The sequence below is a fragment of the Nocardia asteroides genome, from assembly GCF_021183625.1.
GTDB lineage: Bacteria > Actinomycetota > Actinomycetes > Mycobacteriales > Mycobacteriaceae > Nocardia > Nocardia asteroides_A.
The window spans coordinates 1,143,351-1,166,896 of sequence record NZ_CP089214.1 but is presented as its reverse complement, the minus strand read 5'-3'; the positions used below and the strand labels follow the sequence as shown (position 1 = coordinate 1,166,896).

Genomic DNA, 23,546 nt, shown 5'->3' with positions numbered 1-23,546 from the left:
CTGCCTCAGCGGCTCAAGGCGGCTGCTTCGTGCCGCATGCGATATTGTATCTGGCAACGGACGGCCGGTCCATGTCGTACCACTACGTTGATCGCACGAATCACGCTGTGCCATGGCACGATTTGAACATGAGACACCTCGTCGCATGGTTGGCTCTTGCAATTGGACTCGCGATGATGGCAGTTCCGGCCGAGGCCCAGGTCAATACTCTGCCGACTACGCCCAGCTCAGCCGCACCGACAACCACGAGCGTCCCTTCTCCACCGCCCGGACCGAGCGCACCACCGGTCGTCGGGACTCCCCCTGCATCGACGGGCTGGCTGAACCAACCGAGAGCCACTGTGATTGCCGGTTGTCTGGCCGTCCTTACTGCACTCGTCGCCCTGGGCGGTGTGCAGTTGACCCGGGTTCAATCGGCTCGGCAACATGCTGACACGCACGGGCTGGAGCAGATCAGAGCACTGCGTGAGCGCTACACCGTGTGCGCAGAACAACTTGCTCATAAGAAGCCTGCGGTCCGTATGGCTGGCGTCTATGCTCTGGAGGCTCTGGCTGATGACTGGCAGCGCCTAAACCCTGTCGCCGAGATTTCGGAAGATGGCGGCGAGCGGTTGAACGACGACGCACGAGTCTGCCTCGATCTGCTCTGCGCCTATATGCGATCTTCTGCTGGCAAAGCCGATGCGGAGGTACGACGTTCCATTGTTTCCGTGTTCCGACGCCACGCTCGACGAAAATTTGACTATAAACATGATCTTACAGGCGCGGACTTGCAGTGCGCGTACTTGTACGAGGCGTACCTGCGTGACGCCCGGCTCGACGGAGCTAACCTCCGGGGTGCAGACATGGAAGATATAGATTTGCGGCGCGCAAGCCTTAATGATGCGGATCTTCGTGAAGTGAATCTGAGTTCCGCAGACTTGTTTGGCGTGTATATGCAGGATGCAGATCTGGCGGAGGCAGACCTCGCAAACTCGGAGATGCGTGCAGCGAGAATGATGGGCGCAAATCTGCGTGGAGCCAACCTTTATCAGACGAATTTGCATTCAGCTCATCTGCAAAATGCTATCTTGGTCGACACAATGCTAGAAGGAACTGATCTTGGCAACGCAGATCTTCGGAATGCGGAAATGGATGGCGCAACCTACAACCGTTTGACTGATTGGCCTGAGGGGTTTCAGCCTCCCTCGACTCTAAGGCTGGTAAATCTTCCTGGCGAGCCGATTTCACCGAGTTGACGCCACTATGGCAGGGGAACCACGAGGCCCAAGAGCAGAACGAGGCGGATGAGGCGGCGGACCAGCCATTGCTTGATGTCACCGAGCTTCGTATAGATATGCTGCTGCTGGATGGACGGCCGGAGCGAGCGCGCCCGGCGGATGGGCTACTTCCGGGCGGGGCGCATGGTGACGCCGCGAGCGAGGAGGGCATCACGGACGGTGCTGGCGGAGCTGCCGAGCTGGGCGGCGATGGCACGAAGTGAGTTGCCGTCGGCGTAGAGACGGACGGCTTGGTCGATTTGGGCTTCCGCGAGACCCTGGCGGCGCATAGCTACGCCGTGCTCTTTGAGAAGCTTAAGGATGCCACCCTTCGAGATGGCGTAGCGCTGGCAGAGTTCGGGCGTACCAACACCCGAGGTGTAGGCAGTGACCAGCTCAGCGACAGTTTCGGGTGACAGGCGCTTGTCCAGGCGGAAGGTGCGGGGCGGGTCGTCAGTGCGCGGTGTCGCCGCCTGGATCTCGGTCTCGACGAGTTCGATGACTCGGCGGAGACGCTGGGCGGTGACAGGGTTCGAGTAGCGCCCAAGGAGGCCGGCTTCAGGCCGAGCGCGTCGTAGCCGCTCTTCGACCACCACTCGTTCGGCGCCTCGCCCGGCGCCGGGATCATGGCGCTCACCAGGATCAGCTGCTCCACCGGGCGCCGCGCCGCGAGCACCGGCGCCACCAGCCCGCCGTACGAGTGCGCCACGACCACCACCCGCTCCGCGTCGCCGAGCTCGGCGGCCAGGAAGTCGGCGTACTCCGCGATCCCGGTCTCCGGGTCCTCGATCGGCAGATCCGGCGCCAGCACCTCGTGCCCGTACTCCCGCAGCAGCGGCGCGACCAGGTGCCAGTCCCAGCCGCTGGCGCCGCCGCCGTGGATCAGCAGGACGGTGATGGGGGAGTCGGTCATGGTCGGAGAGCCTAGACGCCGCGGTGCTGTCGGACGCGGATGGCAGGATTCCCGGTCATGACCGCCTCGGGGGACGACGTCCGCGCCTACGCCCTGTCACTGCCGGAGACCTCCGAGGAGTTCCTGTGGCAGATGCCGATCTTCCGGGTGCGGCGCTCGCTCTTCCTGACGCTGCCCGACGACGAGACCTCGATGGCGGTGCGCTGCCCGATCGTCGACCGGGACGAGCTGGTCGCCGCAGAGCCGGAGAAGTTCTGGATCGCCCCGCACGAGGCGGGGAACGCCTGGGTCCGGGTGCGGCTCACGGCCCTGGACGACCGGGAGGAGCTGTGCGCCATCGTGCTCGACTCCTGGCGGCTGGCCGCGCCGAAGCAGCTGCTGGACACCTGAGCGACCGACCGGATCGCTCCCGGACGCCGGCCGATACAGGCAGTTCGCGCCGGGTTTGCTCGCCGGGAGCCGCTCTGCCCGGGCGCGAGTTGTCCCCGGAGCGCGGGGCGAGAATCGTCGGAGGCATGCATTCCGATGACTACGCCCAGTTCCTGCCACCGGAGTACCGGGAGCGGGCCCGCGTCGCCCCGGTCTCGACCTGGTGGCAGTGGCGCGGCCGTCGGGTGCATATCGCGCGCGCGGAGCGGCCGGAGGCGGGCGTGCGGGTGCTGGTCCTGCACGGCGGCGGCGGGCACAGCGGGGCGCTCTGGCCGCTGGCCGCCGCGGTCGCGCCGGACCGCGTCGAGCTGCTCGCCGTCGACCTGCCGCTCTACGGCGCGACCGTCGAGCCGAACCCGCGCGCGGTGCGGTACAGCGACTGGGTCGAGCTGGTCTGCGACCTGGTGCGCGCCGAGACCGCGCGCGACCCGCGGCCGCTGGTGCTCTTCGGGGCGAGCATGGGCGGGATGCTCGCCTACGAGGCGGCGACCCGCACCGGCGCGGCCGCGCACGTGCTCGCCACCTGCCTGCTCGACCCCGCCGACCCGGCCGCGCGCCGGGCCGCGGCCCGCACCCCGGCGGCCGCGCGGCTGGCGCCGGCGCTGGCCGCGCTGGAGCCGGTGCTCGGCGGCGTCATGTTTCCGATCCGGCTGCTCGGCGATCTCGGCCGGATGAGCGCGAACCCGGAGCTGACCCGGTTCTGCGCCCGCGACCCACGCGGCGGCGGGGCGAAGGTGCCGCTCGGCTTCATGGCAGGCTTCCTGAACTTCCGGCACACCGCCCCCGCCCGCTACACCGGCCCGCCGGTGACGCTGGTGCACCCGGCCGAGGACGCCTGGACCCCGCCCGCGCTGAGCCTGCGGGTGCTGGAGCGGATCGCGGCGCCCACCGAGGCGGTCCTGCTCGAGGGCTGCGGGCACTTCCCGGTGGAGCGGCCGGGGCTGGATCGGCTCGCCGCCGTCATGCTGCGGCTGCGCGACACCGTCGCGCCGATCGGCCGGAGCACCGGCGAGACCAGCTGATCGGTGGCGGTCGACACCCGCAAGAGTGCGAACCTCAGCTAACTTAGTGGTTTCCGTGCGCCGGTGGGGGCGAAATTCGCGCGTTGTTTCTGGCCGATATGGACCACGGGGTCTTGGAATCGGCGGTAACATCGCCGACTGAATCGTGTGGTGTGCCCTGATCCGGGCCACCGGGAGCAGGGAGGTTCTCGTGGGCGTCGAGGTCAGGACCGAAGGGGTCACCAAATCGTTCGGCTCGCAGCGGATCTGGCAGGACGTGTCGCTGACGCTGCCGTCCGGTGAGGTCAGCGCGTTGCTCGGCCCGTCCGGGACGGGTAAGTCGGTGTTCCTGAAGTCGCTGATCGGGCTGCTGCGTCCCGAGCGCGGGTCGATCTACATCGACGGTGTGGACATCACGACGTGCTCGAACAAGCAGCTCTACGACATTCGCAAGCTGTTCGGGGTGCTGTTCCAGGACGGTGCGCTGTTCGGGTCGATGACGCTGTTCGACAACGTCGCGTTCCCGCTGCGCGAGCACACGAAGAAGTCGGAGTCCGAGATCCGGCAGATCGTGATGGAGAAGCTGGAGCTGACCGGTCTGATCGGGGCCGAGGGCAAGCTGCCGGGTGAGATCTCCGGCGGTATGCGCAAGCGTGCCGGGCTGGCGCGGGCGCTGGTGCTGGATCCGCAGATCATCCTGGTCGACGAGCCCGACTCCGGCTTGGATCCCGTGCGTACCTCGTACCTGAGCCAGCTGCTGATCGACATCAACGCTCAGATCGACGCGACGATTCTGATCGTCACGCACAACATCAACCTGGCACGGACGGTTCCGGACAACATCGGCATGCTGTTCCGGCGTCAGCTGGTCATGTTCGGCCCGCGGGAGGTGCTGCTCACCTCCGACGAGCCGGTCGTGAAGCAGTTCCTCAACGGCCGCATCATCGGGCCGATCGGCATGTCCGAGGAGAAGGACGAGACCCAGATGGCCCGCGAGCAGGCCATGGTCGACGCCGGGCACCACCACGGCGGCGCCGAGGAGGTCGAGGGGATCGCCCCGCAGATGCGGGCCACCCCGGGGATGCCGGTGCGCCAGGGCATGCTGCGCCGCAGGCAGCGGGTGCAGGAGATCCTGCACACCCTGCCGCCGAACGCGCAGACCGCGATCCGCAACTCCTTCGACGACGGCGATCGCACCGAAGTGATCGAGCACTACCCCGCCGGCGCGCAGAGCCGCTACTGATCGCCAGCGGTCGCGGCGGGTATACGCCTCGGGAGTAGAACCCGCCCGACAGGAGAAGCCGATGAGCGCCGTGCGCACCGTGGACCGGACGATACCGGGGCGGCAGGGCGCCATACCGGTCCGCGACTACCTGCCCGCGGAGCCGCGCGCGGGGGCGGCGCCCATGATCTGGCTGCACGGCGGCGGCTTCGTCACCGGCGACCTGGACACCCCGGAGTCGCACCGGGTGGCGCTGCGGCTGGCCGCCGCCGGGCGGCTGGTGCGCGCCGTCGACTACCGGCTGGCGCCGCGGCCGTGGGGGCGGCGCTCCAGGAACACCCCGGCGGGGCACCACTACCCGGCCGCGCTGGACGACGTGGTCGACGCGAGCCGCGCGCTCGCCGCCGAGCACGGGCGGATCGTGCTCGGCGGCGCCAGCGCGGGCGCGTGCCTGGCCGTGACGGCGGCCGAGCGCCTGCCGGGAACGGCCGGACTACTGCTCTGCTACGGCCTCTACCACCCGGAGCTTCCCGAGCTGCCCGCCTCGGTGCGCAGGCGGACCAGGGGGCTCGCGGGCTACCGCCAGTTCACCCCGGCGGCGGTGTACAAGATGAACGTCAACTACGTGGGCCACGAGGAGCTGCTCACCGGCGGCGCCTTCCCCGGCGGCACCGAACTCGCCGGCCTGCCACCCACCCTGATGCTGGACGCCGACTTCGACACCCTGCGCGCCTCCGGCGAGACCTTCGCCGCCGAACTCGCCGCGGCGGGCGTCCCGGTGGCGCATGCCGTCGTCCCGCACTCCTGGCACGGCTACCTGAACCGGCACCGCCTCAACGGCTTCCGCTTCGCCCTCACCGCCATGAACGGCTGGCTCGCCAAGCGCGACGCCGCCATCGCCCGCACCCCCTGAGCCCCGGTCAGCGACCGACGGCCGCCAGCCCGCGCCGCACCGCCTCGGCCACCGGCGCGGGCCGGGCGGCGTCGAGGTCGAGCCCGTCGACCGGCTCCAGCGGCGGCTGCGCCAGGAAGCGCGGCACCCGGCCGCGGTGCGCCTGCGCGGTGTGCACCAGGAACGGGTGGCACAGGAAGACGTCGCCGATCCGGCCGGTCGCGGCGACGACCCGGCACCCGTCGGTGGCGGGCACGACATCGGCGCAGAGCTCCATCCAGTCCCGTCCCTCCGGACCGGCGCCGCGGAGGAAGGGCGGCACGGCGAGGTGCGATCCCACCCGGATGAGCGTCGGCGCGTCGTCCTCCCCGATATCGGAGAAGAGGAACAGCATCAGCAGCGCCCGCCCGCGCGAGCGCAGATCGACCCGCGGCCCCCCGTCGGCGGCGGTGAACGACGCCTCGACGTGCCACCCCGCCGCCTCCGGCGGCTCGGAGCTGGGAAAACGCAGCGGGAAGGTGCCGAGGCCGAGCCGGGGCCGCCAGCGGCCCGCACCCACCAGCCGGTCGTACGCCGCGACGAGCACATCGCTGCCCGCCGCTTCGGTGAACGGCGGCGAGCTCATCCCCGGCACCCAGATCAGGGAGCGGGTCCAGGACGCCGGATCGGCGGCGTCGAGGCCGATGTGCGCCCAGAGCTCGGCCGCGCAGCGCAGCCCGAGGTCGCGCTCGAAGGCACCGTCGACCCGCACGTACCCATCGGTGATGAAGCGCTCGACCGCCGCGTCGTCCATGGGCGGTGACGATGCCACCCCGGCGCGGTTCCCTTCAACCGAATTCCGGCCCCGCCCCCGGCAGTTGCGGGGGCGGGGCCGGGGTTCAGCCCAGTTCCGCGGCCCGCGCCCAGACCCGGTGCTCGGGCAGCGCTGCGGCGAGCGCCTCGAACCCGGCGGTGAGCCCGGCGGCGGCGTCGACGCCTGCCGAGCCGGTGTCGATCCCGGCGCGGGTGAGCGCCTCGGCACCGCGCTCGGTGTAGGCGATGCCCTTGAGGTGCCGGTGTGCCTCCTGCAGCAGCACCGCGAGCTTCGGGTGCGCGGGCGCCGCGGCGATCAGCAGGGCGTCGAACTCGATCGAGCGCGCGGTGTCCAGCGTGCGGGAGATCGGCACCGGGCCGAACTCGCCGCCGTGCGGGCCGATCACCAGCGGGGTGACCCCGGCTGCGAAGGCCGCCGCGACGGCGTCGGCGAGCTCACCGGTGTCGGTGTCGTCGTCGGCGACGATCCCGACGAGCCGGCCGTCCACCGGCCAGGTATCGCCGAGCTGGGAGAGCGCGGGCGATGGCGTCACCTCGGCGAGCTCGGGCGCGGGCCCGTCCAGCGCGAGCCCGAGGTTGGCGGCCACGGTGCTCGCCAGCTCCTCGTCGATGTGCCGCAGCACGCCGAGCGTGCGCTGCTTGATCGCCTTCTCGTACACCTTGCCCAGCTCGAAGGAGTACGCCTCGGCCACGTGCGCCCGCTCGATCTCGGTGAGGCTGGCGTAGAAGAGCCTGGCCCCGCTGAAGTGGTCGTCGAAGCTCGCGGGCGCCTCGCGGACCTTGTTCCCGGCCACCATCTCCGGGAACTCGATCAGCGCCTCGGCCGGGTTCGCGGTGAACGGGCAGCCGCCGTCCAGGCTGTTCGGCCGGTACGGCGCGACGCCGGTGTGCACGGCGGTCTGGTGCATGCCGTCGCGCAGCATGTCGTTGACCGGGGCGTGCGGCCGGTTGATCGGCAGCTGCGCGAAGTTCGGCCCGCCGAGCCGGGTGAGCTGGGTGTCGATGTAGGAGAAGAGCCTGCCCTGCAGCAGCGGGTCGTTCGTGACGTCGATGCCGCGCACCAGGTGCCCGGGGTGGAAGGCCACCTGCTCGGTCTCGGCGAAGTAGTTGCGCGGGTTGGCGTTCAGCGTCATCGTGCCGATGATCCGCACCGGCGCCAGCTCCTCCGGCACGAGCTTGGTCGGATCGAGCAGGTCGAAGCCCTCGAAGGTCTGCTCCTCGGTGTCCGGGAAGACCTGCACGCCCAGATCCCACTCCGGGAAGGCGCCCGCCTCGATGGCGTCGGCGAGGTCGCGGCGGTGCAGGTCGGGGTCGACGCCCGCGGCGATCTGCGCCTCCTCCCAGACCAGCGAGTGCACCCCGAGCCGCGGCTTCCAGTGGAACTTCACCAGCGACGAGCGGCCCTCGGCGTCGATCAGCCGGAAGGTGTGCACCCCGAACCCCTCCATGGTCCGGTAGGAGCGCGGGATGCCGCGGTCGGACATGTTCCACAGGGTGTGCGCGGTCGCCTCGGTGTGCAGCGAGACGAAATCCCAGAAGGTGTCGTGCGCGCTCTGCGCCTGCGGGATCTCCCGGTCCGGGTGCGGCTTGGCGGCGTGCACCACATCCGGGAACTTGATGGCGTCCTGGATGAAGAAGACCGGGATGTTGTTGCCGACCAGGTCCCAGACGCCGTCGGCGGTGTAGAACTTGACGGCGAAGCCGCGGGTGTCGCGTACGGTGTCGGCCGAGCCGCGGGAGCCGAGCACGGTGGAGAAGCGCACGAAGACCGGGGTCTCGACGCCCTGGGCGAAGAGCCCGGCGCAGCTGATCTCGGCGGCCGCGCCGTTGCCGACGAAGACGCCGTGCGCGGCGGCGCCGCGGGCGTGTACCGCGCGCTCCGGGATCCGCTCGTGGTCGAAGTGGGTGATCTTCTCGCGCAGGTGGTGGTCCTGCAGCAGCACCGGGCCGCGCGGCCCCGCCTTCAGCGAGTGGTCGGTGTCGCGCAGCCTCGCGCCCTGCGCGGTGGTCAGGGTGGCACCCTGCTGATTCCGCACGCCCGGCTCGCCACCGGTGGGGGAGACCGCGGCGGGGCCGCGCTGGTCGGCCTTGGGCGGCAGTGGTTCGCGCGGGGTGGTCGGCTCGTCGAGCGGGGCGGGTTCGGTACCCGGTACACCGGGCGGCTGCGGGGTTTCCGGCATCGCGGAAGGACCTCCTCGATCGGGGCTGGCACAGGGCCAAAGCGTTCTACCCGGCGCCCCGGCCCCGAAACGCCGCCCCGGTCAGCCCCGCTGATGCACCGTGAGCAGCGCGTGGTCGAAGACGGTTCGCAGCCGCGCCGGCACATCGACGCCATCGGCCACCGCCGCGCAGAGCAGCTGGGCGAAGCGGGGCAGCGCCAGCCCGTGCTCGGCGGCGCGGGCGCGCAGCAGCTCGTCCGCGCGCCCGGCCGGGATGCCGTAGACCACCATGAGCATCCCGGCGGCCTGCTCGATCGGGCCGCGCAGCCGCGCGTACTCCGGCAGCGCGGCGTCGATCAGCGTCCGGTGCTGCGCCAGCACCGGGCCGGTGAGGTCGACGTAGAAGCCGGCGGGGCCCGGCTCGGCGATCACGATGACCACCCTGGCGTTGCCCGCGGCGTCGGTGAGCCGCTGCCGCAGACAGAACCCGCCCCCGCTGCCGACGGCGGCGAGGAACACCGCGCGATCCTCCGGGTGCTGGTGCGCGGCAAGCAGTTCCGCCGTCGGCACGACCTCGCCGAGCTCGTAGCCGTGCATGGCGGCGGTCTCCGCCGACCACTGCCAGCGCTGCTCGGCGGCCAGGTAGCCGAAGGTGCCGATGCGCAGCGCGGCCGGGGATCTCCGGCTTCTCATGAGCCCGGGTCGGCGGGGGAGTTCGTCATGGCCGTTTCAGTATCGTCCAGCCGCCCGGCGGGGCGGTGCGCGGGGCGCTGCCGCCGCTTCGCCCCGGCGTGCGCACCCCGGAGCAGCCCCGGGAGCACGGAAGCGGTTCGGCTGCCCGGGTTCACCACGGCGAGCCAGCCCGCCGCGCCGTAGAGCGGGTGCGCGAAGAGGGTGTCGGTGGCGGCGGGGTCGGGGGCGGGCACCCGGGCGCGCGGCGGGTGCCCGGTGTGCGCGGCGAAGGCCGCCGCGTCCACGGCGATATTGAGCCGGAAGCGGTGGGGGGCGCGCAGCCGCGAACCGGCGTCGCCGGGGTAGTCCTTGGTCACGATGGTGGCGAAGGGCTGGGCGCGGGGGAGCCTGCCGTCCGGGGCGTAGCAGAAGAAGGTGTCGCCCCAGGCGATCTCGGGCACGCCCGGGTCGCCGGGGCGCGGGCACTGCGCGAGCACCCCGTCGAGGGCGGAGACAAGGCGGACGATCTCGTCGATTTCCATGCCTTCGAGCGTTACATTCGAGTGCTTGTGGAGACTTGCGACCGCACGACCGGGGATTCGGCCCACCCGACCCTCCACTACGGCACCGCGCAGCTCGCCCGCCGCGCGGGCTGTTCCGTGCAGCACGTGCGCGACCTGGAGCGCACGGGGGTGCTCCCGCCCGCCCCGCGCGCCGGCAACGGCTACCGCCGCTACGGCGACACCCACCTGCGCTGCCTGCTCGGCTACCGCGCGCTGGCCGCCGCGATCGGCCCGGTGACGGCGAAGGAGCTGCTGCGCGCGCTGCACCGCGACCCACCGGACGCCGTGCCTGCCCGGCTCGACGCCGCGCACGCCGGGCTGCACCGGGAACGCGCCGAGCTCGCGGAGGCGACCGCGGCGGCCGCCGCCGTCGCGGCCGAGCCGGTGCCCGATCCGCGCCCGGCCGATGCCATGGGCATCGCGGAACTCGCCGCGGCGCTCGGGGTCCGGGCCTCGGCGCTGCGGCACTGGGAGGCCGAAGGGCTGATCGGCCCCGGCCGCGACCGCGGCGGTGCCCGCCGCTACACCCCGGCCCAGGTGCGCGACGCCAGGATCGTGCACCAGCTGCGCGCCGCGGGCTACCGGATCGGGGCCGTGCGCGCGGTGCTCGCCGGGCTGCCGCGCGGCGGCACCGCCGCGGTCGCCGCGGCGCTGGCCGCCAGGGAGCGCGACATCGCCGCCCGGTCGCTGGCTCTGCTCGGCGCGGCCGCCGCGCTGGCGCCGCTCTGCGGAGCATGACGGATCTCTCACCGCCGGGTGGCGGCGGGCAGGGCATGCTCGAGGTGGCGGCGATGTCGAGTGAAGGGTGCCCCATGTCCGCGCTTTCCCACGGTCCGGAGCGGCCCATCCGGTTCGGGTGGATGCGGCCGTGGCATCCGAGCCCGCTGCTACGCCCGCTGGACCGCGTGGAGGCGCTGTTGCGGCTGGCGGTGGTGGCCGCCGTGCTGTGCACCGTTCCGCTGGCCTGGGGGCTCGGCACCGAGGTGTACGCCGCCGACGCGGCCCGCATCCGGGTCGAGCGGGAGACCAGGACTTCCGTGCGGGCGACCGTGGTCACCGAGCCCGTCGAGGTCGCGCCCTACACCGTCCGGGCCACCGTGCGCTGGGACGAGGGCGGCAGGTCGGGCACGGCCGAGACCTCGGTGCCGCAGACCGCGTCGCCGGGCGACCGGATCCCGCTCTGGCTGGACCCCGAGAACCGCCCGGTGCTCGCGCCGCGCAGCCCGGACGCCGCCTCGATCGGCGGAATCGGCACCGGGCTGCTCGTGCTCTTCGCCGCCGCCGGGCTCGGCCGGCTGCTGGTGCGCGCGATCGCCCTGCTCTTCGACCGGCACCGCTACGCCGCGTGGGGCGCGGCCTGGGAGCGCAGCGCCCCGCGCCGCTACCGCGACCCGCCCGCGGCGGTGTAGCGCAGCCCCCAGCCGCGTTCGGCGCGCTCGCCGGGCGCCAGCCGGACCAGCCCGCGCCCGGAGTTCAGCGCGTCCGGCGGCGCGGTCATCGGCTCCACCGCCACCGCGAGGCCGCGCACGCCGTCGCGCGGGAAGATCCGCGGCGTGAAGACCTGGGCGTACCCCCAGTCCGCGCCCTGCAGCAGCTCGACGGCGGCGCCGTCCGGGGCGGTCAGCCGCGCCGCCACGCCGTCGACCGGGACGACGTCGCCGAAGGCGGTGTCCAGCTCGAGTTCGCCGACCCGGACGCCGCCGCGCAGGTCGAAGGCGGTGCCCGTGACCGGATGCTCGCCCACCGGGTTCATCCGCTCGTCCGCCTCGAACCGGGTGCCCGCGTGCAGCGTGAGCACCAGCTCCTCGATCGGGTGCGCGCCGACCCGCAGGTAGGGGTGCGCGCCGACCGCCCACGGCGCCGTGCGCCCGGAGTGGTTGCGCACGCCGTGCGTGACCGCGAGGCCGTCCGGGCGCAGCGCGTACCGCACGGTGGTGTCGAGCAGGAAGGGCCAGCCGTGCTGCGGCGGGATCAGCGCGCCGAGCGTCACCGCGTCGGCGCTTCGCTCGAGCACGGTGTAGTCGGTGTTGCGCAGCAGGCCGTGGATGGCGTTGCCGCGGGCCGGTTCGGTGAGGTCGAGCTGCTGCGCGGCGCCGTCGAGGCTCCAGCGGCCGTCGCGCACCCGGTTCGGCCACGGGACGAGCACGAGGCCGCAGCCCTGCGGCGGCGGCGCGGTGGCGGGCACCGGTTCGGTGACGGCGACCCCGTCGACGGTCAGCGAGCGGAGGACGGCGGCCACGGTGCCGATCTCGGCGCGCACGCCGCCGGACTCCAGCGTGACCGCCCTTCCGGTGGCGGTGATAGCGGATTCGAGCACGTCGTGAGCCTACGGGGAAAATTCCTGGCTATCGTGGGGCGGTGGCATCCGGAATCGTCAAGCGGCAGGCGCGGCTCGCCGACGGCCGCGAGCTGATCTACTTCGACGACGCCGACACCCGGCTCGGCCCGGAGCGCCGGATCGACACCAGGGCGCTGGAGCCGCGGCCGGGTACCGCGGCCATGCGGCTCGACGTGCTCACCGGGGAGTGGATCTCGATCGCCGCGGCCAGGCAGAACCGGGTGGTGCTCCCGCCGTCGGACCGCGACCCGCTGGCCCCGCAGACCCCGCGCAACCCCTCCGAGATCCCGGACGTCTACGACGTCGCCGTCTTCGAGAACCGCTCACCCGCCTTCGGCCCCGCGCTGCCCCCGCAGGTCACCGGCGCGCCGCCCGCCCCGACCGGCCTCGCCGACCTGGCCGAACTCGGCCTCGGCCGCGAGCTGACCGCGGTCGGGCGCTGCGAGGTGGTCTGTTTCAGCCCGGAGCCGCAGGGCTCGCTCGGAACGCTCGGCACGAGCCGCGCCCGCACCGTGATCGAGGCATGGGCGGACCGCACCGCCGCGCTCTCCGCGCTGCCCGGAATCGAGCAGGTCTTCCCGTTCGAGAACCGGGGCGAGGCGATCGGGGTGACGCTGCACCACCCGCACGGCCAGATCTACGCCTACCCCTACGTCACCCCGCGCACCGCCCGCCTGCTCGACGCCGCCGAGCGGCTCGGCCCCGGATTCTTCGGCGACATCCTGGACTTCGAGCGCGCGGGCCCGCGGGTGGTGCTGGCCGGTGCGCACTGGACCGCGTTCGTCCCCTTTGCGGCGCGCTGGCCGATCGAGGTGCACCTGCTCCCGCACCGGCACGTCCCCGATTTCGCCTGCACCGACGGGGCCGAGCGCGCCGAGCTAGCCGAGCTGCTGCCGCGGCTGCTGCGCGGCATCGACGCGCTCTACGGCACCCCGACGCCCTACATCGCGGCCTGGCACCAGGCGCCGGTGCGCGCAGGCCGGGACGCGCTGCGGCTGCACCTGCAGCTCACGTCGCCGCGGCGCGGCATCGACAAACTCAAGTACCCGGCGGGATCGGAGGCGGCCATGGGCGCGTGGATCGGGGACATCCCGCCGGAGAGCGCGGCGGCCCGGATCCGGGAGGCGCTGGCATGAGCGGCTCGGGAGCGGAGCGGGACAGCCACGCAGGGCCCCCGGCCGGGCCGGAACAGCGCAGCGTGACCGCGCGGGCGCTGTTCCGGCAGCTGACCGGGGGAGACGCGGCGGGAGTGTGGTCGGCGCCGGGGCGAGTCAACCTGATCGGCGAGCACACCGACTACAACGAGGGCTTCGTGCTCCCGTTCGCCATCGACCGGCGCACCGAGGTCGCCGCCGCACTGCGCACCGACGGGGTGCTGCGCGTGGTGAGCACCTTCGGCGACGAACCGGTCTCGCTCCCGGTGGCCGATCTGGTGCGCGCGCACGCCGACGGCGAGCTGCGCGGCTGGTCCGCCTACCCGCTCGGCGTCGCCTGGGCGCTCGGCGAATTCGGCGCCGACCTCGCCGCCGTGCCCGGCGCCGACCTCGCCATCGACTCCACCGTCCCGGTCGGCGCCGGCCTCTCCTCCTCGGCGGCGATCGAGAGCGCGGTCGCGCTGGCGCTGGCCGAGCTGTGGGGTCTCGCGCTCTCCAGGGAGACCCTGGCGAAGGTGGGGCAGCGCGCGGAGAACGACGCGGTCGGCGCCCCCACCGGCATCATGGACCAATCCGCCGCCCTGCTCGGCGAACTCGACGCCGCCGTCTTCCTCGACTGCCGCTCGCTCGCCGCCGAGGTGGTCCCGCTCGGCTTCGCCGAGGCCGGGCTGGTGCTGCGCGTCATCGACACCGGCGTCCGGCACGAGCACGCCACCGGCGGCTACCGCGAGCGCCGCGCCTCCTGCGAGGCGGGCGCCGCCGCGCTCGGCGTCCCCGCGCTGCGCGACCTCGAGGTCGGCGACCTGGACCGGGCGCGGGAGCTGCTCGACGACGTCACCTTCCGCCGGGTCAGGCACGTGGTCACCGAGGACCGCCGGGTCCTCGATACCGTGCGCACGCTGCGCGCCGACGGCGCCGCCGCGATCGGCTCGCTGCTGGACGCCTCGCACGTCTCCATGCGCGACGACTTCGAGATCTCGGTCCCGGAGCTGGACGTCGCGGTGGAGTCCGCGCGCGGCGCGGGGGCGCTCGGGGCGCGGATGACCGGCGGCGGGTTCGGCGGCGCCGCCATCGCGCTGGCGCCCGCCGACGCCGTCGCGGCGATCTCCGACGCGGTCGACCGTGCCTTCGCCGCGCGCGGCTTCGCGCCGCCGACGCAGTTCACCGTCGTCCCGTCGGACGGCGCGCACCGGGACTCGTGAGCCGCGGCCGGTCAGCTCAGCCGCTGTGGCGACCCGGCCCGCGCGGCGGGCGCGACCCGGCGCAGCACCGCGCCCCCGGCGATCCCGGCCACGATCAGCCCGATTCCGACCGCCGCGGAGGTGCCGTCGGTGATCAACCCGGCGACGCCGACGCCGATCAGGTAGGGCGGGAACCAGTCCAGCAGCCGGGCCACCGGCCGCGGCGGCTCGGTCGGCTCGCCCGCCTCCTGCGCCGCCCTGTTCGGCGCGTACTCCGGGTACCACTCGGTGAAGGCGATGGCGAAGAGCGTGCCGCCGAGCTGTAGCACCCACCCGGTCCAGAAGTTGTCCGGGTCGTGCTGCACCCCGTCGGCGAGGAAGCCGAGCAGCGCGTTGAGCCCGAACGCCGCCGCCCACACCCCGGTGATCGCGTTGTTGACGCGGAGGAAGAGCGGCGAGAGCCAGTACTCGCGCGGCGTCTGCTCGCGCGCGTACTGCAGCGTGAACGGCACCCGCGCGAGCAGCGAGCCGAGCGCGAAGAGCGCGAGCGCGATATTCGAGATCTCCCCGGCCCACAGCTCCAGCCACTCGATGGCCCCGGGCGTCGCCAGGATCCCGATCACCGCCAGCGTGCCGAAGAAAGCCAGATCGAAGAGCTCCAGCAACTTCACCGAGGTCCCGTGCCGCCGTGCGGCGACGAAGACCAGCAGCGCGATGCCGAGCGCCGCCGCCACCGCCTCCTCGAAGCGGCCGGGGCCGTTGAACAGCGACATCACGATCCACGGCGCCAGCCCGGCCAGCGGGGATTCGACGAAGCGGTCGATCAGACCGGAGCCGGAGACGTGTGGACGGTTCACGATGCCCTCCTCGACGGTCGGGATTTCAGCGTAGCCCCGGCCCCGGCGAATGTCTGGCAATCAGCGCCGCGGCGGTGCGGTGCTCCACAGCGCGAGCCCGATCAGCACCGGCTGGAAGAACAGCCGGATCAGCCGCTTCCGGTCGGTGTCGAGGCCGAAGCCGTCCCGCTTGTTCGTGTACTGCGCGACATTGCCCGGGAAGACCGCGACGAAGAAGAGCGCAAGCAGCTTCCCGAAGCGGGCCCGGTCCCGCGAACTCGCGGCGAGCAGCGTGCCGAGGGTGATCTCGACCCCGCCGGAGGCCATCACCACGCCGTCCTCGTCCAGCGGCGTCCAGCTCGGCACCTGGGCGCGGAAGGTCTCCCTTCCCCAGAAGAGGTGGCTGAGCCCGGCGAACACCATGCCGCCCGCCAGCCCGTACCGGACGACGTCCCGAGCGGTCGAAGAAGAGGTCATGGGTGCGGGGCTACCCCGTGCCCGCGGCGCCAATCCGTGGCCTTCACCGCCGGTTTCCGAGCCGGGAAACCGGACACCCCGCCGATGGAACGCCCCCGACCCGAGAGGAGCACGCGATGCCGGACAGGGACACCATCGCCCAGCTGAACCAGGACATCACCACCGCCGACAACCTCGGAGACACCGAGACCGCCGAGCGGCTGAAGGGTGAACTGGAGAAGGCGAAGCGGGCCGCCGAGACCGGGGACGCGAACCTGGAGTGAGCGCGCGCGGCGGGGCCGGTCCGGCTCCGCCGCACCCGGCGACCCCTGGGCTAGGTTCGGTGGCGACCGTCCGAGAGGGGAGATCCATGCCGGATTACGAGAACCACGCGGGCACCCGCCCCGCCGCCTGGTACGAGGACGCCAGCGCGGGCGCCGGGTCGCCCTACGCGGGCCGTCCCGAGCCGGTGCGCGAACACCGGTACGCCACCCTCACCTACGAGGTGACCGGCCGCATCGCACGGATCACCTTCGACCGCCCCGAGCACGGCAACGCCATCACCCCCGACACCCCGCTCGACCTGGCGCACGCCGTCGAGCGCGCCGACCTGGACCCGGCGGTGCACGTCATCCTGGTCTCCGGCCGCGGCAAGGGCTTCTGCGGCGGCTACGACCTGGCGCTCTTCGCCGAGCAGTCCGGCTCCGCCGACGATCCGGACTCCACGCTCGGCACCGCGCTCGACCCCGTGGTGCAGGCCCGCAACCACAACCCGTGGGGCACCTGGGACCCGGTGCTCGACTACCAGATGATGAGCCGCTTCAACCGCGGCTTCGCCAGCCTGCTGCACGCGAACAAGCCGACCGTCGCCAAGCTGCACGGCTTCGCCATCGCGGGCGGCACCGACATCGCGCTCTACGCCGACCAGATCGTCTGCGCCGACGACACCCGCATCGGCTACCCGCCCACCCGGGTCTGGGGCATCCCCGCCGCGGGCATGTGGGCGCACCGCCTCGGCGACCAGCGCGCCAAGCGGCTGCTCTTCACCGGCGACTCGCTCACCGGCGCGCAGGCCGCCGAGTGGGGGCTCGCGGTCGAATCCTGGCCCGCGGCCGAACTGGATGCCCGCACCGAGGATTTCGTCGCCCGGATCGCCCGCATGCCGCTGAACCAGCTGGTCATGGCGAAGCTCGCGGTGACGAGTTCGCTGCTCGCCCAGGGCGTCGCCAACTCCGGCATGGTCAGCACCGTCTTCGACGGCATCTCCCGGCACACCCGCGAGGGGTACGCCTTCCAGCTCCGGGCCGCCACCGCCGGGTTCCGCGAAGCGGTCCGCGAGCGCGACGAGCCGTTCGGCGACTGGAAGGGCAGCCCGAAGGGCTGACCGGGCTCAGTGCTCCGAAATCCCCTCCGCGCGCGCGAAACTCGCCTCCTCCGGGGTGACCAGGCCGAGCAGCGCCAGCGGGCGCTGGGTGACGGTGTTGGTCAGGTAGGTCATGACGACGGCCCAGCGGTTCACCCCGCGCGGCACCGCGAAGGTGTGGTAGGCGCGGGTGACCGCCTTGGCCGGCAGCCCGGAGAGCGGAATCCCGAGCGGGTTGGCGACGGCGAAGCGCGGGCCGAGGTCGACGACCAGCCCGAGGTCGCGGTGCCGGTACGGCGCGAAGGTGCCGATCCCCAGGCTGGCGACGACATTGCGGGCCAGCGTCTTGCCCTGCCGGGAGGCGTGCTGGGCGGTGGGCGGGGTGATCTCGCCCGGCTTGGTCAGGTCGGGCACGGCGGCGGCGTCGCCACCGGCGAAGACCGACGGGTGGCCGGGCACGCGCAGTTCGGCGTCGACCACCAGCCTGCCGCGCTCCAGCGGCAGGTCGAGGGTCTCCAGCACGGGGGCGCCGGTCACGCCGGTCACCCAGGCGACGGTGTGCGTCGGCACCTCGGTGCCGTCGGTGAGCACCACCCGATCGGCGGTGAGCTCGCGCAGCGAGGTCTCCAGCCGGATCTCGATGCCGCGGCCGCGCAGCTCGTGCAGCACCTTCTCGCCGAGTTCGGCGCCGACCTCGGGCATGACCTGCTTCGCGGTGTCGAGCAGCAGGAACCGGATGTCCGCGCGGTCAAGCCCGCGGCGCCGCGCGTAGTCGTCGGCGAGCGCGCGGAGCTGGGCGATCAGCTCGGTGCCCGCGTAGGAGGCGCCGACCACCACGACGGTGCGGCGGGCCCGGCGCACCGCCTCGTCCTCCTCCTGGTCGGCCAGCTCCAGCTGCCGCAGCAGCTGCTCGCGCAGGTAGAGCGCCTCGGCGACGGTCTTCAGGCCGCGGGCGTGCTCGCGCAGCCCCGGCACATCGAAGAGCCTGGTCACCGAGCCGGGGGTCAGCACGAGGCGATCCCAGGAGAGGGTGCGTGGCGCGTGGTGGTCGCCGGTGACCGTGATCGTGCGGCCCGTGAGGTCGATCGAGTCCGCGCTCGCCACCACCAGCCTGACCTTCGGCAGCGCGTCCGCCAGCGGAATCGCGACGAAGCGCGGGTCGATCAGCCCGCCGGCCACATCCGGCAGCAGCGGCGTGTAGAGCATGTAGTCCTGCGGGGTCACCAGCACGATCTCGATGTCGCGGCCGGACTTCGCGACCCGCCGGCACAGCTCGCCCGCACAGGTGAATCCGGCGAATCCGCTGCCGACGACGACGACGCGTTCACGGGCGCTGGTCTCGGGCACGGCGCACCCCTCCTTCGATTCGGTTATCGGGGGCGTTGCCCGGTTGCCGCCGCCGAAACTCAGACGGCCAGCCCGATGGCGAGGATCACGATGCCGAGCAGCGGCGCGACCAGCTGGATGAGCGCGGGCCGCAGCTTGCGCGGGTCGGAGAGCAGCAGCACCAGCCCGGCCGCGACCATGCTGCCCGCGCCGGCGAACACCAGCGTCGCGCCGACCGCCAGGTGGTCGAGCGCGACGGCGACGATCCCCGCCGCGATCGTGATCGCCAGGAAGAGGTTGTAGAAGCCCTGGTTGAAGGCGAGCGGCTTGGTGATCTCGGCGTCCTGGGCGTTCACCCCGAAGATCGCCCTCGTGCGCGGCGCGGTCCAGGCCAGCGATTCCAGCTGGAAGATGTACACGTGGATCGCCGCGGCGATTCCGGCCAGGACGAGTCCGGCGACGATCATGGGAGTGGCCTCCATCGGTTGTGCGGTGGGGTCCCAGTATGGACGCGGCACGGCCGCAGGGGCGGTATGGCACAGTCGGTGCCGTCGTGGCGCGGTGACGAGGAGGCTGTGGGTGCGGGTCCGGGGTTCGGTGGCCGGGCGGCTGACCGTCGAGGCGTGGTTCCAGCTGGTGCTCGGGTTGATGGTGGTGCTCGTGCTGGCGAGCGCAGCCGCGGGCGCCCAGGTGATCGGGCAGACCATGCAGAGCTCGAATCGGCTGATCGACCGGTTGCAGCCCGCCGCCGCCGAGGCGTACCGCCTGCAGGGCGCGCTGCTCAACCAGGAGACCGGGGTGCGCGGCTACGCCATCACCGCCGACCCGCAGTTCCTGCAGCCCTACGAGACCGGCCGCCGGGACGAGGAGCGGGCCGTCGCCCGGATCCGGGAGCTGGTCGGCGACCGCCCCGAGCTGCTCCGCGACCTCGAGGAGATCGAGCGCACCGCCGCGGCCTGGCGCGCCATGCACGCCGAGCCGGTCACCGACACCACCACCCCTGAGCAGGCCGTCGCGGTGGCCGCGGCGACGGTGGCGCCGAGCAAGGTGGTCTTCGACGGCCTGCGCGACCGTTTCCGTACCCAGAACGCCGATTTCGGCGTCGCGCTCGCCGCCGACCGCGCCGATCTGACCCGCACCAGGGATATCCGCAACACCGTGCTGCTCGGCCTGGTGGTGCTCTTCGTGCTGGCCGCGCTGGCGCTCACCGCCATCGTGCGCAGGCTGGTCGCGCACCCACTGCGCGGGCTGACCGCCGCGTCGCTGCTGGTGGCGGGTGGCGAGTTCGATCACCACATCGAGGCGCGGGGTCCGTCGGATCTGCGGACGGTGGCCGAGGCGGTGGAGGATATGCGGCGGCGGATCGTGGCGGAGTTGCAGTCCTCGCGGGCGCAGGAGGCGAAGCTGGCCGAGCAGGCGGCGGATCTGGATGCGCAGACGGTGGAGTTGCGGCGGTCGAATCAGGAGCTGGAGCAGTTCGCGTATGTGGCCTCGCACGATCTGCAGGAGCCGTTGCGGAAGGTGGCGTCGTTCTGTCAGTTGCTGGAGAAACGGTACGGCGATCAGCTCGACGAGCGAGGTAAGCAGTACATCGATTTCGCGGTCGACGGTGCCAAGCGGATGCAGGTGCTGATCAACGACCTGCTCACCTTCTCCCGGGTCGGCCGGGTGGACGACACCACAGCCCCTATCGCGCTGGACGGCCCGCTGGACCGGGCGCTCGGGAACCTGGCCGAGGTCGTCGAGCGCGCCGGGGCCACGATCGAGCGGCCCGCGGCGCTGCCCGAGGTGCTCGGCAACCCCACCCTGCTGATCATGCTGTGGCAGAACCTGATCGGCAACGCGGTGAAGTTCGCCCGGCCCGGCGTGCCGCCCGTCGTGCGGATCGAGTGCGCCGAGGCGGCGGCGGGCGGGTACGAGTTCGTGGTGTCGGACAACGGGATCGGCGTCGCCCCGGAGTTCGCCGAGAAGGTCTTCGTGATCTTCCAGCGGCTGCACAACCGGGAGGAGTACTCCGGCACCGGGATCGGGCTCGCGCTGTGCCGCAAGATCGTCGAGTTCCACGGCGGCCGGATCGCCGTCGACACCGGCTACACCGACGGCGCCCGCTTCCGCTTCACCCTGCCCGCCCCGCGCTGATCAGCGCAGCGCGGCCGCGATCCGGAGCCACTCCGCGCGCGGGAAGACGCGCGGGTCGGCGCGGAGCACCTGCACGCAGACGTGGTCGGCGCCCGCCTTCCGGTGCTCGGCGATCCGGCGCAGCACCGCCTCCTCGTCACCCCAGGCGATGATCGCGTCGAAGAGCCGGTCGCTGACGGTGGCGATGTCCTCCTCGGTGAAGCCGGAGCGCAGCAGGTTGTTGGCGTAGTTCGGCAGCGAGAGGTACCCGCGCAGCCACGGCGTGCCGATCTCGCGGGCCTCGGCGGCGTCGCCGGTGAGGATGACGGTCTGCTCCGGCAGCAGCAGCGGGCCGTCGCCGAGCACCTCGCGCGCCGCGCGGGTGTGCTCGGGCAGCACCAGGTAGGGGTGTGCGCCGCGGGTGCGCTCGGCGGCCAGGGCGAGCATCTTCGGGCCGAGCGCGGCCAATACCCGGCGGTCGGCGGGGACCGGGCGCTCGGCGGCGTCCAGCCCATCCAGGAATTCCTTCGTAGCGGCCAGCGGCTTGCGGTAGCGGCCGGGCGACTTCGTGTCGACCAGCGGCGCGTGGCTCACCCCGATGCCGAGCAGGAAGCGGTCGCCGTAGCTCTCCGCGAGCCGGTGGTACGCGGCGGCCACGTCGGCGGGCTCGTGCATCCAGAGGTTGAGGATGCCGGTCGCGATCACCGTCTTCGAGGTCGCGCGCAGCAGGTTCTCCACCGCGTCGAGGACCGGGCCGCCGACGTCCGGGATCCAGAGCGCGGAGAAACCCGCCTCCTCCAGCTCGGCCGCGGCCTCCGCGGCCTCGACCGGGTCGCTGTAGCGCAGCGGGGAACTCCAAATTCCGACACCTGAGAGATTCACGGTCGCCATCTTTCACACCGTTCGGTCGGCTCGCCACCCGCGCCGGTCAGGGCGGGGTCGTTGTCGTCGTGGAGGACGTGGTGGTCGTCGTCGGAGGTGGCAGTTCGCGGGCCGCGGGCGGTGGGGTGGTCGTTGTCGTCGTGGTGGTGGGCGCGGGAGTCGGTGGTTCCGGAGCGGGCGTCGTCGTGGTGGTGACCGGGGCGGGGGGTGGAGCGGTGCCGGGCGCGGGGGAGGTGGTCGCGGCGCTCGTCGGCGGCGTCGTCGCGCCGCTCGGGGTCGTGCTGCCGCCGGAGGTGCTGGTCGGCGGTACCGACTGCGAGCGCAGCCCCGCGACGGGGCAGGCCACGGTGGTGGTGGTCACCGTCAGGTTCTGCTGCGCGAACTCGGTGGAGGCGGTGGTGCCGGAGACCGTGCGGATCTCGGCGACCGCGGGGTCGCCGGTGCGCGCGCCGAGGTCGAGGTCGGCGACCGCGATCGTGCTGCTGACGCTCTGTCCGGCCTGCGCGGGGACGGCGGTCACCTGCCGGGTGAGCATGATGTTGCGGCTGCCGCCGTCGCGCACGGTCAGCGTGTAGGTGTAGGGGGAGCCGAGGTGCGGCCAGGTCAGCGTTGCCCGCGGGGCCGCGGCGGTGCAGGCGACCGAGGCGGGGCCTGGCACGTACGCGGGAGCACCGCTCTGCTCGCCGCGGATCACCCCGCAGTCCAGATCCTCGGGCGGCGAGAGCGCGCCGAGGGGGCTCTGCACGATCCCGATTCCGCGCCACGCGGTACTCGCCGCGCCCGATGAGACGGGCGGGCCGGGAAGCACCGTGTGCACCTCGAGGTCGTACTGGTAGGCCGTCAGCCGGAGCGGCAGCCCGGCGCCGTTGAGCACGAAGGACACGGTGCCCCCGGCGGTGGCCGGGACCGTGGTCACCTCCCAGGTGCGCCAGATGGTGCCGGACAGGTCGCGCAGCACCAGCCGGTAGCGGTAGGGGGCGCCGATGTGCCGCCAGGTCACCGTCACCGGGTCCGGCCCGGCGGCGCTCTGCCTGCTACAGGTGACGTAGGCGCCGCCGCTGAACGACTGGTTGATCCGGGGCACGAACTCGGTGCGTGCGGTGAACGCGCCGCTGTTCGCGGCGGCGGCATCGGTGCCCGCGGCCCGCGCCTCCGGGGCGCCGGCCAGCCCGGTCGCGGTGACCAGCGCCGCCACCGCGACCAGCGGCGCCGCCGCGTGTTTCCCGCCCGCGCCGGGGGCGGTGCGGGCCGGGCGGGGCAGGAACGCGATGGCGAGCAGCAGCCCGGCGAAGGCGCCGCCGAGGAAGACCGCGGCGGGGCTCGCCAGCCAGGCCACCGCGTAGCCGAGCTTCTCGACGTGGAAGAAGACCCGCTCGGCCTCGGTCACGGTGTAGGGCTGGGCGTCCTCGGACTCGTTCGCGTCGCCCTTGAGCCGGATGGTCGCGCTGTTGCCGGTGATCGCGTCCACCGCGACCACCCGGTGCGTGAGCCGCTCGCCCGCCGCGTTCCGCACCGACACCACGTCACCGGCCTCGATCTCCGCGGCGTCGATCGTGCGCACCAGCGCCACCGCCCCCGACCCGATCTCCGGCTCCATCGACCCCGAGCGGAACAGCAGCGGCTTGATCCCGAACAGCAGCGCCGCCGCCGCCGCGAGCAGGCAGATCGTTCCCGCCACCGCCCCGATCGTCAGCGCGATCTGCGCGGGCGTCCGCAGTTCCGGGCGCGCGTGCTTCCCGTCCGAGCCGGTGGTCCCGTCCGAGATCCCGGCCCCGCCGCTCCCCCTGGCCAATCCGAGATCGTCCGGCGGCGCAGCCTCCCGCACGTCCGTCGCACCGGCCGCACCGGCCGCACCGAAGTGGCCGCTCCCGACCGTCCGTGCGACATCGTCCGGCCGACCGACCCACCGGCCCGGCTCGCCATTCGGCCGGGTTCCTCCGTTCACGCCGACCTGGCCAGTCGGCTGGGC

Annotated in this window: 24 protein-coding genes; 12 read left to right on the top strand and 12 right to left on the bottom strand. The window is 72.8% G+C overall.

Going from position 1 to position 23,546, the window contains the following annotated elements:
- Window positions 1-128: 128 nt before the first annotated feature.
- Window positions 129-1,238: a pentapeptide repeat-containing protein gene (locus LTT61_RS05810; RefSeq protein ID WP_233018902.1), complete on the top strand. Its 1,110-nt coding sequence runs from the start codon at window positions 129-131 to the stop codon at window positions 1,236-1,238.
- 313 nt (window positions 1,239-1,551) lie between these two features.
- Here the strand turns inward: LTT61_RS05810 and LTT61_RS05805 are convergent, their stop codons facing one another.
- Window positions 1,552-2,172 carry an alpha/beta fold hydrolase gene (locus tag LTT61_RS05805; protein WP_233018901.1) on the bottom strand — a complete coding sequence of 207 codons (621 nt, stop codon included), beginning with the start codon at window positions 2,170-2,172 and terminating at the stop codon, window positions 1,552-1,554.
- Between the two features lie 57 nt (window positions 2,173-2,229).
- Here LTT61_RS05805 and LTT61_RS05800 point away from each other — a divergent pair, with 57 nt between their 5' ends.
- The 4 genes from LTT61_RS05800 to LTT61_RS05785 all read left to right on the top strand — a co-directional run bounded on the left by LTT61_RS05800 (window position 2,230) and on the right by LTT61_RS05785 (window position 5,737).
- Window positions 2,230-2,562 (top strand): MmcQ/YjbR family DNA-binding protein, encoded by a 333-nt coding sequence (locus LTT61_RS05800; RefSeq protein WP_233018900.1) that lies wholly within the window; start codon window positions 2,230-2,232, stop codon window positions 2,560-2,562.
- 125 nt (window positions 2,563-2,687) lie between these two features.
- Window positions 2,688-3,623 (top strand): alpha/beta hydrolase, encoded by a 936-nt coding sequence (locus tag LTT61_RS05795; protein WP_233018899.1) that lies wholly within the window; start codon window positions 2,688-2,690, stop codon window positions 3,621-3,623.
- A 190-nt stretch (window positions 3,624-3,813) separates the two neighbouring features.
- The gene (locus tag LTT61_RS05790; protein WP_233018898.1) at window positions 3,814-4,845 is read left to right on the top strand and encodes an ABC transporter ATP-binding protein; all 1,032 of its coding nucleotides are present in this window, start codon (window positions 3,814-3,816) and stop codon (window positions 4,843-4,845) included.
- A gap of 61 nt (window positions 4,846-4,906) precedes the next feature.
- Window positions 4,907-5,737, top strand: a complete 831-nt coding sequence (locus tag LTT61_RS05785; RefSeq protein ID WP_233018897.1) for an alpha/beta hydrolase — start codon at window positions 4,907-4,909, stop codon at window positions 5,735-5,737.
- 7 nt (window positions 5,738-5,744) lie between these two features.
- Here the strand turns inward: LTT61_RS05785 and LTT61_RS05780 are convergent, their stop codons facing one another.
- The 4 genes from LTT61_RS05780 to LTT61_RS05765 form a co-directional block, all read right to left on the bottom strand.
- Window positions 5,745-6,509 (bottom strand): phytanoyl-CoA dioxygenase family protein, encoded by a 765-nt coding sequence (locus LTT61_RS05780; RefSeq protein ID WP_233018896.1) that lies wholly within the window; start codon window positions 6,507-6,509, stop codon window positions 5,745-5,747.
- 85 nt (window positions 6,510-6,594) lie between these two features.
- On the bottom strand, window positions 6,595-8,709 hold the full coding sequence (locus LTT61_RS05775) for a catalase (RefSeq protein ID WP_233018895.1): 2,115 nt from the start codon (window positions 8,707-8,709) through the stop codon (window positions 6,595-6,597).
- A gap of 81 nt (window positions 8,710-8,790) precedes the next feature.
- Window positions 8,791-9,381, bottom strand: a complete 591-nt coding sequence (locus LTT61_RS05770) for a PAS and ANTAR domain-containing protein (protein WP_233018894.1) — start codon at window positions 9,379-9,381, stop codon at window positions 8,791-8,793.
- On the bottom strand, window positions 9,378-9,902 hold the full coding sequence (locus LTT61_RS05765; protein WP_233018893.1) for a DUF6194 family protein: 525 nt from the start codon (window positions 9,900-9,902) through the stop codon (window positions 9,378-9,380). The genes LTT61_RS05770 and LTT61_RS05765 overlap by 4 nt, the downstream gene beginning before the upstream one ends.
- Before the next feature lie 21 nt (window positions 9,903-9,923).
- Here LTT61_RS05765 and LTT61_RS05760 point away from each other — a divergent pair, with 21 nt between their 5' ends.
- Both LTT61_RS05760 and LTT61_RS05755 read left to right on the top strand, forming a co-directional pair.
- Window positions 9,924-10,661, top strand: a complete 738-nt coding sequence (locus tag LTT61_RS05760; RefSeq protein WP_233018892.1) for a MerR family transcriptional regulator — start codon at window positions 9,924-9,926, stop codon at window positions 10,659-10,661.
- 74 nt (window positions 10,662-10,735) lie between these two features.
- Complete coding sequence (locus tag LTT61_RS05755; protein WP_233018891.1) at window positions 10,736-11,332, top strand: hypothetical protein; 597 nt, start codon at window positions 10,736-10,738, stop codon at window positions 11,330-11,332.
- On the opposite strand, the gene LTT61_RS05750 is transcribed toward LTT61_RS05755, so the two are convergent.
- Entirely contained in the window at window positions 11,305-12,240 is a 936-nt protein-coding gene (locus LTT61_RS05750; protein WP_233018890.1) for an aldose 1-epimerase family protein, read from the bottom strand. The genes LTT61_RS05755 and LTT61_RS05750 overlap by 28 nt on opposite strands.
- A 41-nt stretch (window positions 12,241-12,281) precedes the next feature.
- Here LTT61_RS05750 and LTT61_RS05745 point away from each other — a divergent pair, with 41 nt between their 5' ends.
- Together LTT61_RS05745 and galK are read left to right on the top strand one after the other, a co-directional pair.
- Window positions 12,282-13,397, top strand: a complete 1,116-nt coding sequence (locus LTT61_RS05745; protein WP_233018889.1) for a galactose-1-phosphate uridylyltransferase — start codon at window positions 12,282-12,284, stop codon at window positions 13,395-13,397.
- A complete protein-coding gene (gene galK, locus LTT61_RS05740) occupies window positions 13,394-14,617 on the top strand; it encodes a galactokinase (RefSeq protein ID WP_233018888.1) in 1,224 nt (407 codons plus the stop codon). The genes LTT61_RS05745 and galK overlap by 4 nt, the downstream gene beginning before the upstream one ends.
- Before the next feature lie 11 nt (window positions 14,618-14,628).
- Here the strand turns inward: galK and LTT61_RS05735 are convergent, their stop codons facing one another.
- Window positions 14,629-15,453 carry a hypothetical protein gene (locus LTT61_RS05735; RefSeq protein ID WP_233018887.1) on the bottom strand — a complete coding sequence of 275 codons (825 nt, stop codon included), beginning with the start codon at window positions 15,451-15,453 and terminating at the stop codon, window positions 14,629-14,631.
- A 60-nt stretch (window positions 15,454-15,513) separates the two neighbouring features.
- Window positions 15,514-15,909 carry a hypothetical protein gene (locus LTT61_RS05730; protein WP_233018886.1) on the bottom strand — a complete coding sequence of 132 codons (396 nt, stop codon included), beginning with the start codon at window positions 15,907-15,909 and terminating at the stop codon, window positions 15,514-15,516.
- Window positions 15,910-16,025: 116 nt separating this feature from the next.
- On the opposite strand from LTT61_RS05730, the gene LTT61_RS05725 reads away from it, so the two are divergent.
- Both LTT61_RS05725 and LTT61_RS05720 read left to right on the top strand, forming a co-directional pair.
- On the top strand, window positions 16,026-16,172 hold the full coding sequence (locus tag LTT61_RS05725) for a hypothetical protein (protein WP_233018885.1): 147 nt from the start codon (window positions 16,026-16,028) through the stop codon (window positions 16,170-16,172).
- Window positions 16,173-16,258: 86 nt separating this feature from the next.
- A complete protein-coding gene (locus LTT61_RS05720; protein WP_233018884.1) occupies window positions 16,259-17,272 on the top strand; it encodes a crotonase/enoyl-CoA hydratase family protein in 1,014 nt (337 codons plus the stop codon).
- Between the two features lie 6 nt (window positions 17,273-17,278).
- Here the strand turns inward: LTT61_RS05720 and LTT61_RS05715 are convergent, their stop codons facing one another.
- Together LTT61_RS05715 and LTT61_RS05710 are read right to left on the bottom strand one after the other, a co-directional pair.
- Entirely contained in the window at window positions 17,279-18,598 is a 1,320-nt protein-coding gene (locus tag LTT61_RS05715; RefSeq protein ID WP_233018883.1) for an NAD(P)/FAD-dependent oxidoreductase, read from the bottom strand.
- A gap of 59 nt (window positions 18,599-18,657) precedes the next feature.
- The gene (locus LTT61_RS05710) at window positions 18,658-19,044 is read right to left on the bottom strand and encodes a DUF1304 domain-containing protein (protein WP_233018882.1); all 387 of its coding nucleotides are present in this window, start codon (window positions 19,042-19,044) and stop codon (window positions 18,658-18,660) included.
- Between the two features lie 112 nt (window positions 19,045-19,156).
- Here LTT61_RS05710 and LTT61_RS05705 point away from each other — a divergent pair, with 112 nt between their 5' ends.
- Window positions 19,157-20,716 carry a sensor histidine kinase gene (locus LTT61_RS05705; protein WP_233018881.1) on the top strand — a complete coding sequence of 520 codons (1,560 nt, stop codon included), beginning with the start codon at window positions 19,157-19,159 and terminating at the stop codon, window positions 20,714-20,716.
- On the opposite strand, the gene LTT61_RS05700 is transcribed toward LTT61_RS05705, so the two are convergent.
- Entirely contained in the window at window positions 20,717-21,577 is an 861-nt protein-coding gene (locus LTT61_RS05700) for an LLM class F420-dependent oxidoreductase (protein ID WP_233018880.1), read from the bottom strand.
- Between the two features lie 46 nt (window positions 21,578-21,623).
- Entirely contained in the window at window positions 21,624-23,402 is a 1,779-nt protein-coding gene (locus LTT61_RS05695; RefSeq protein WP_233018879.1) for a S24/S26 family peptidase, read from the bottom strand.
- Window positions 23,403-23,546: the final 144 nt, after the last annotated feature.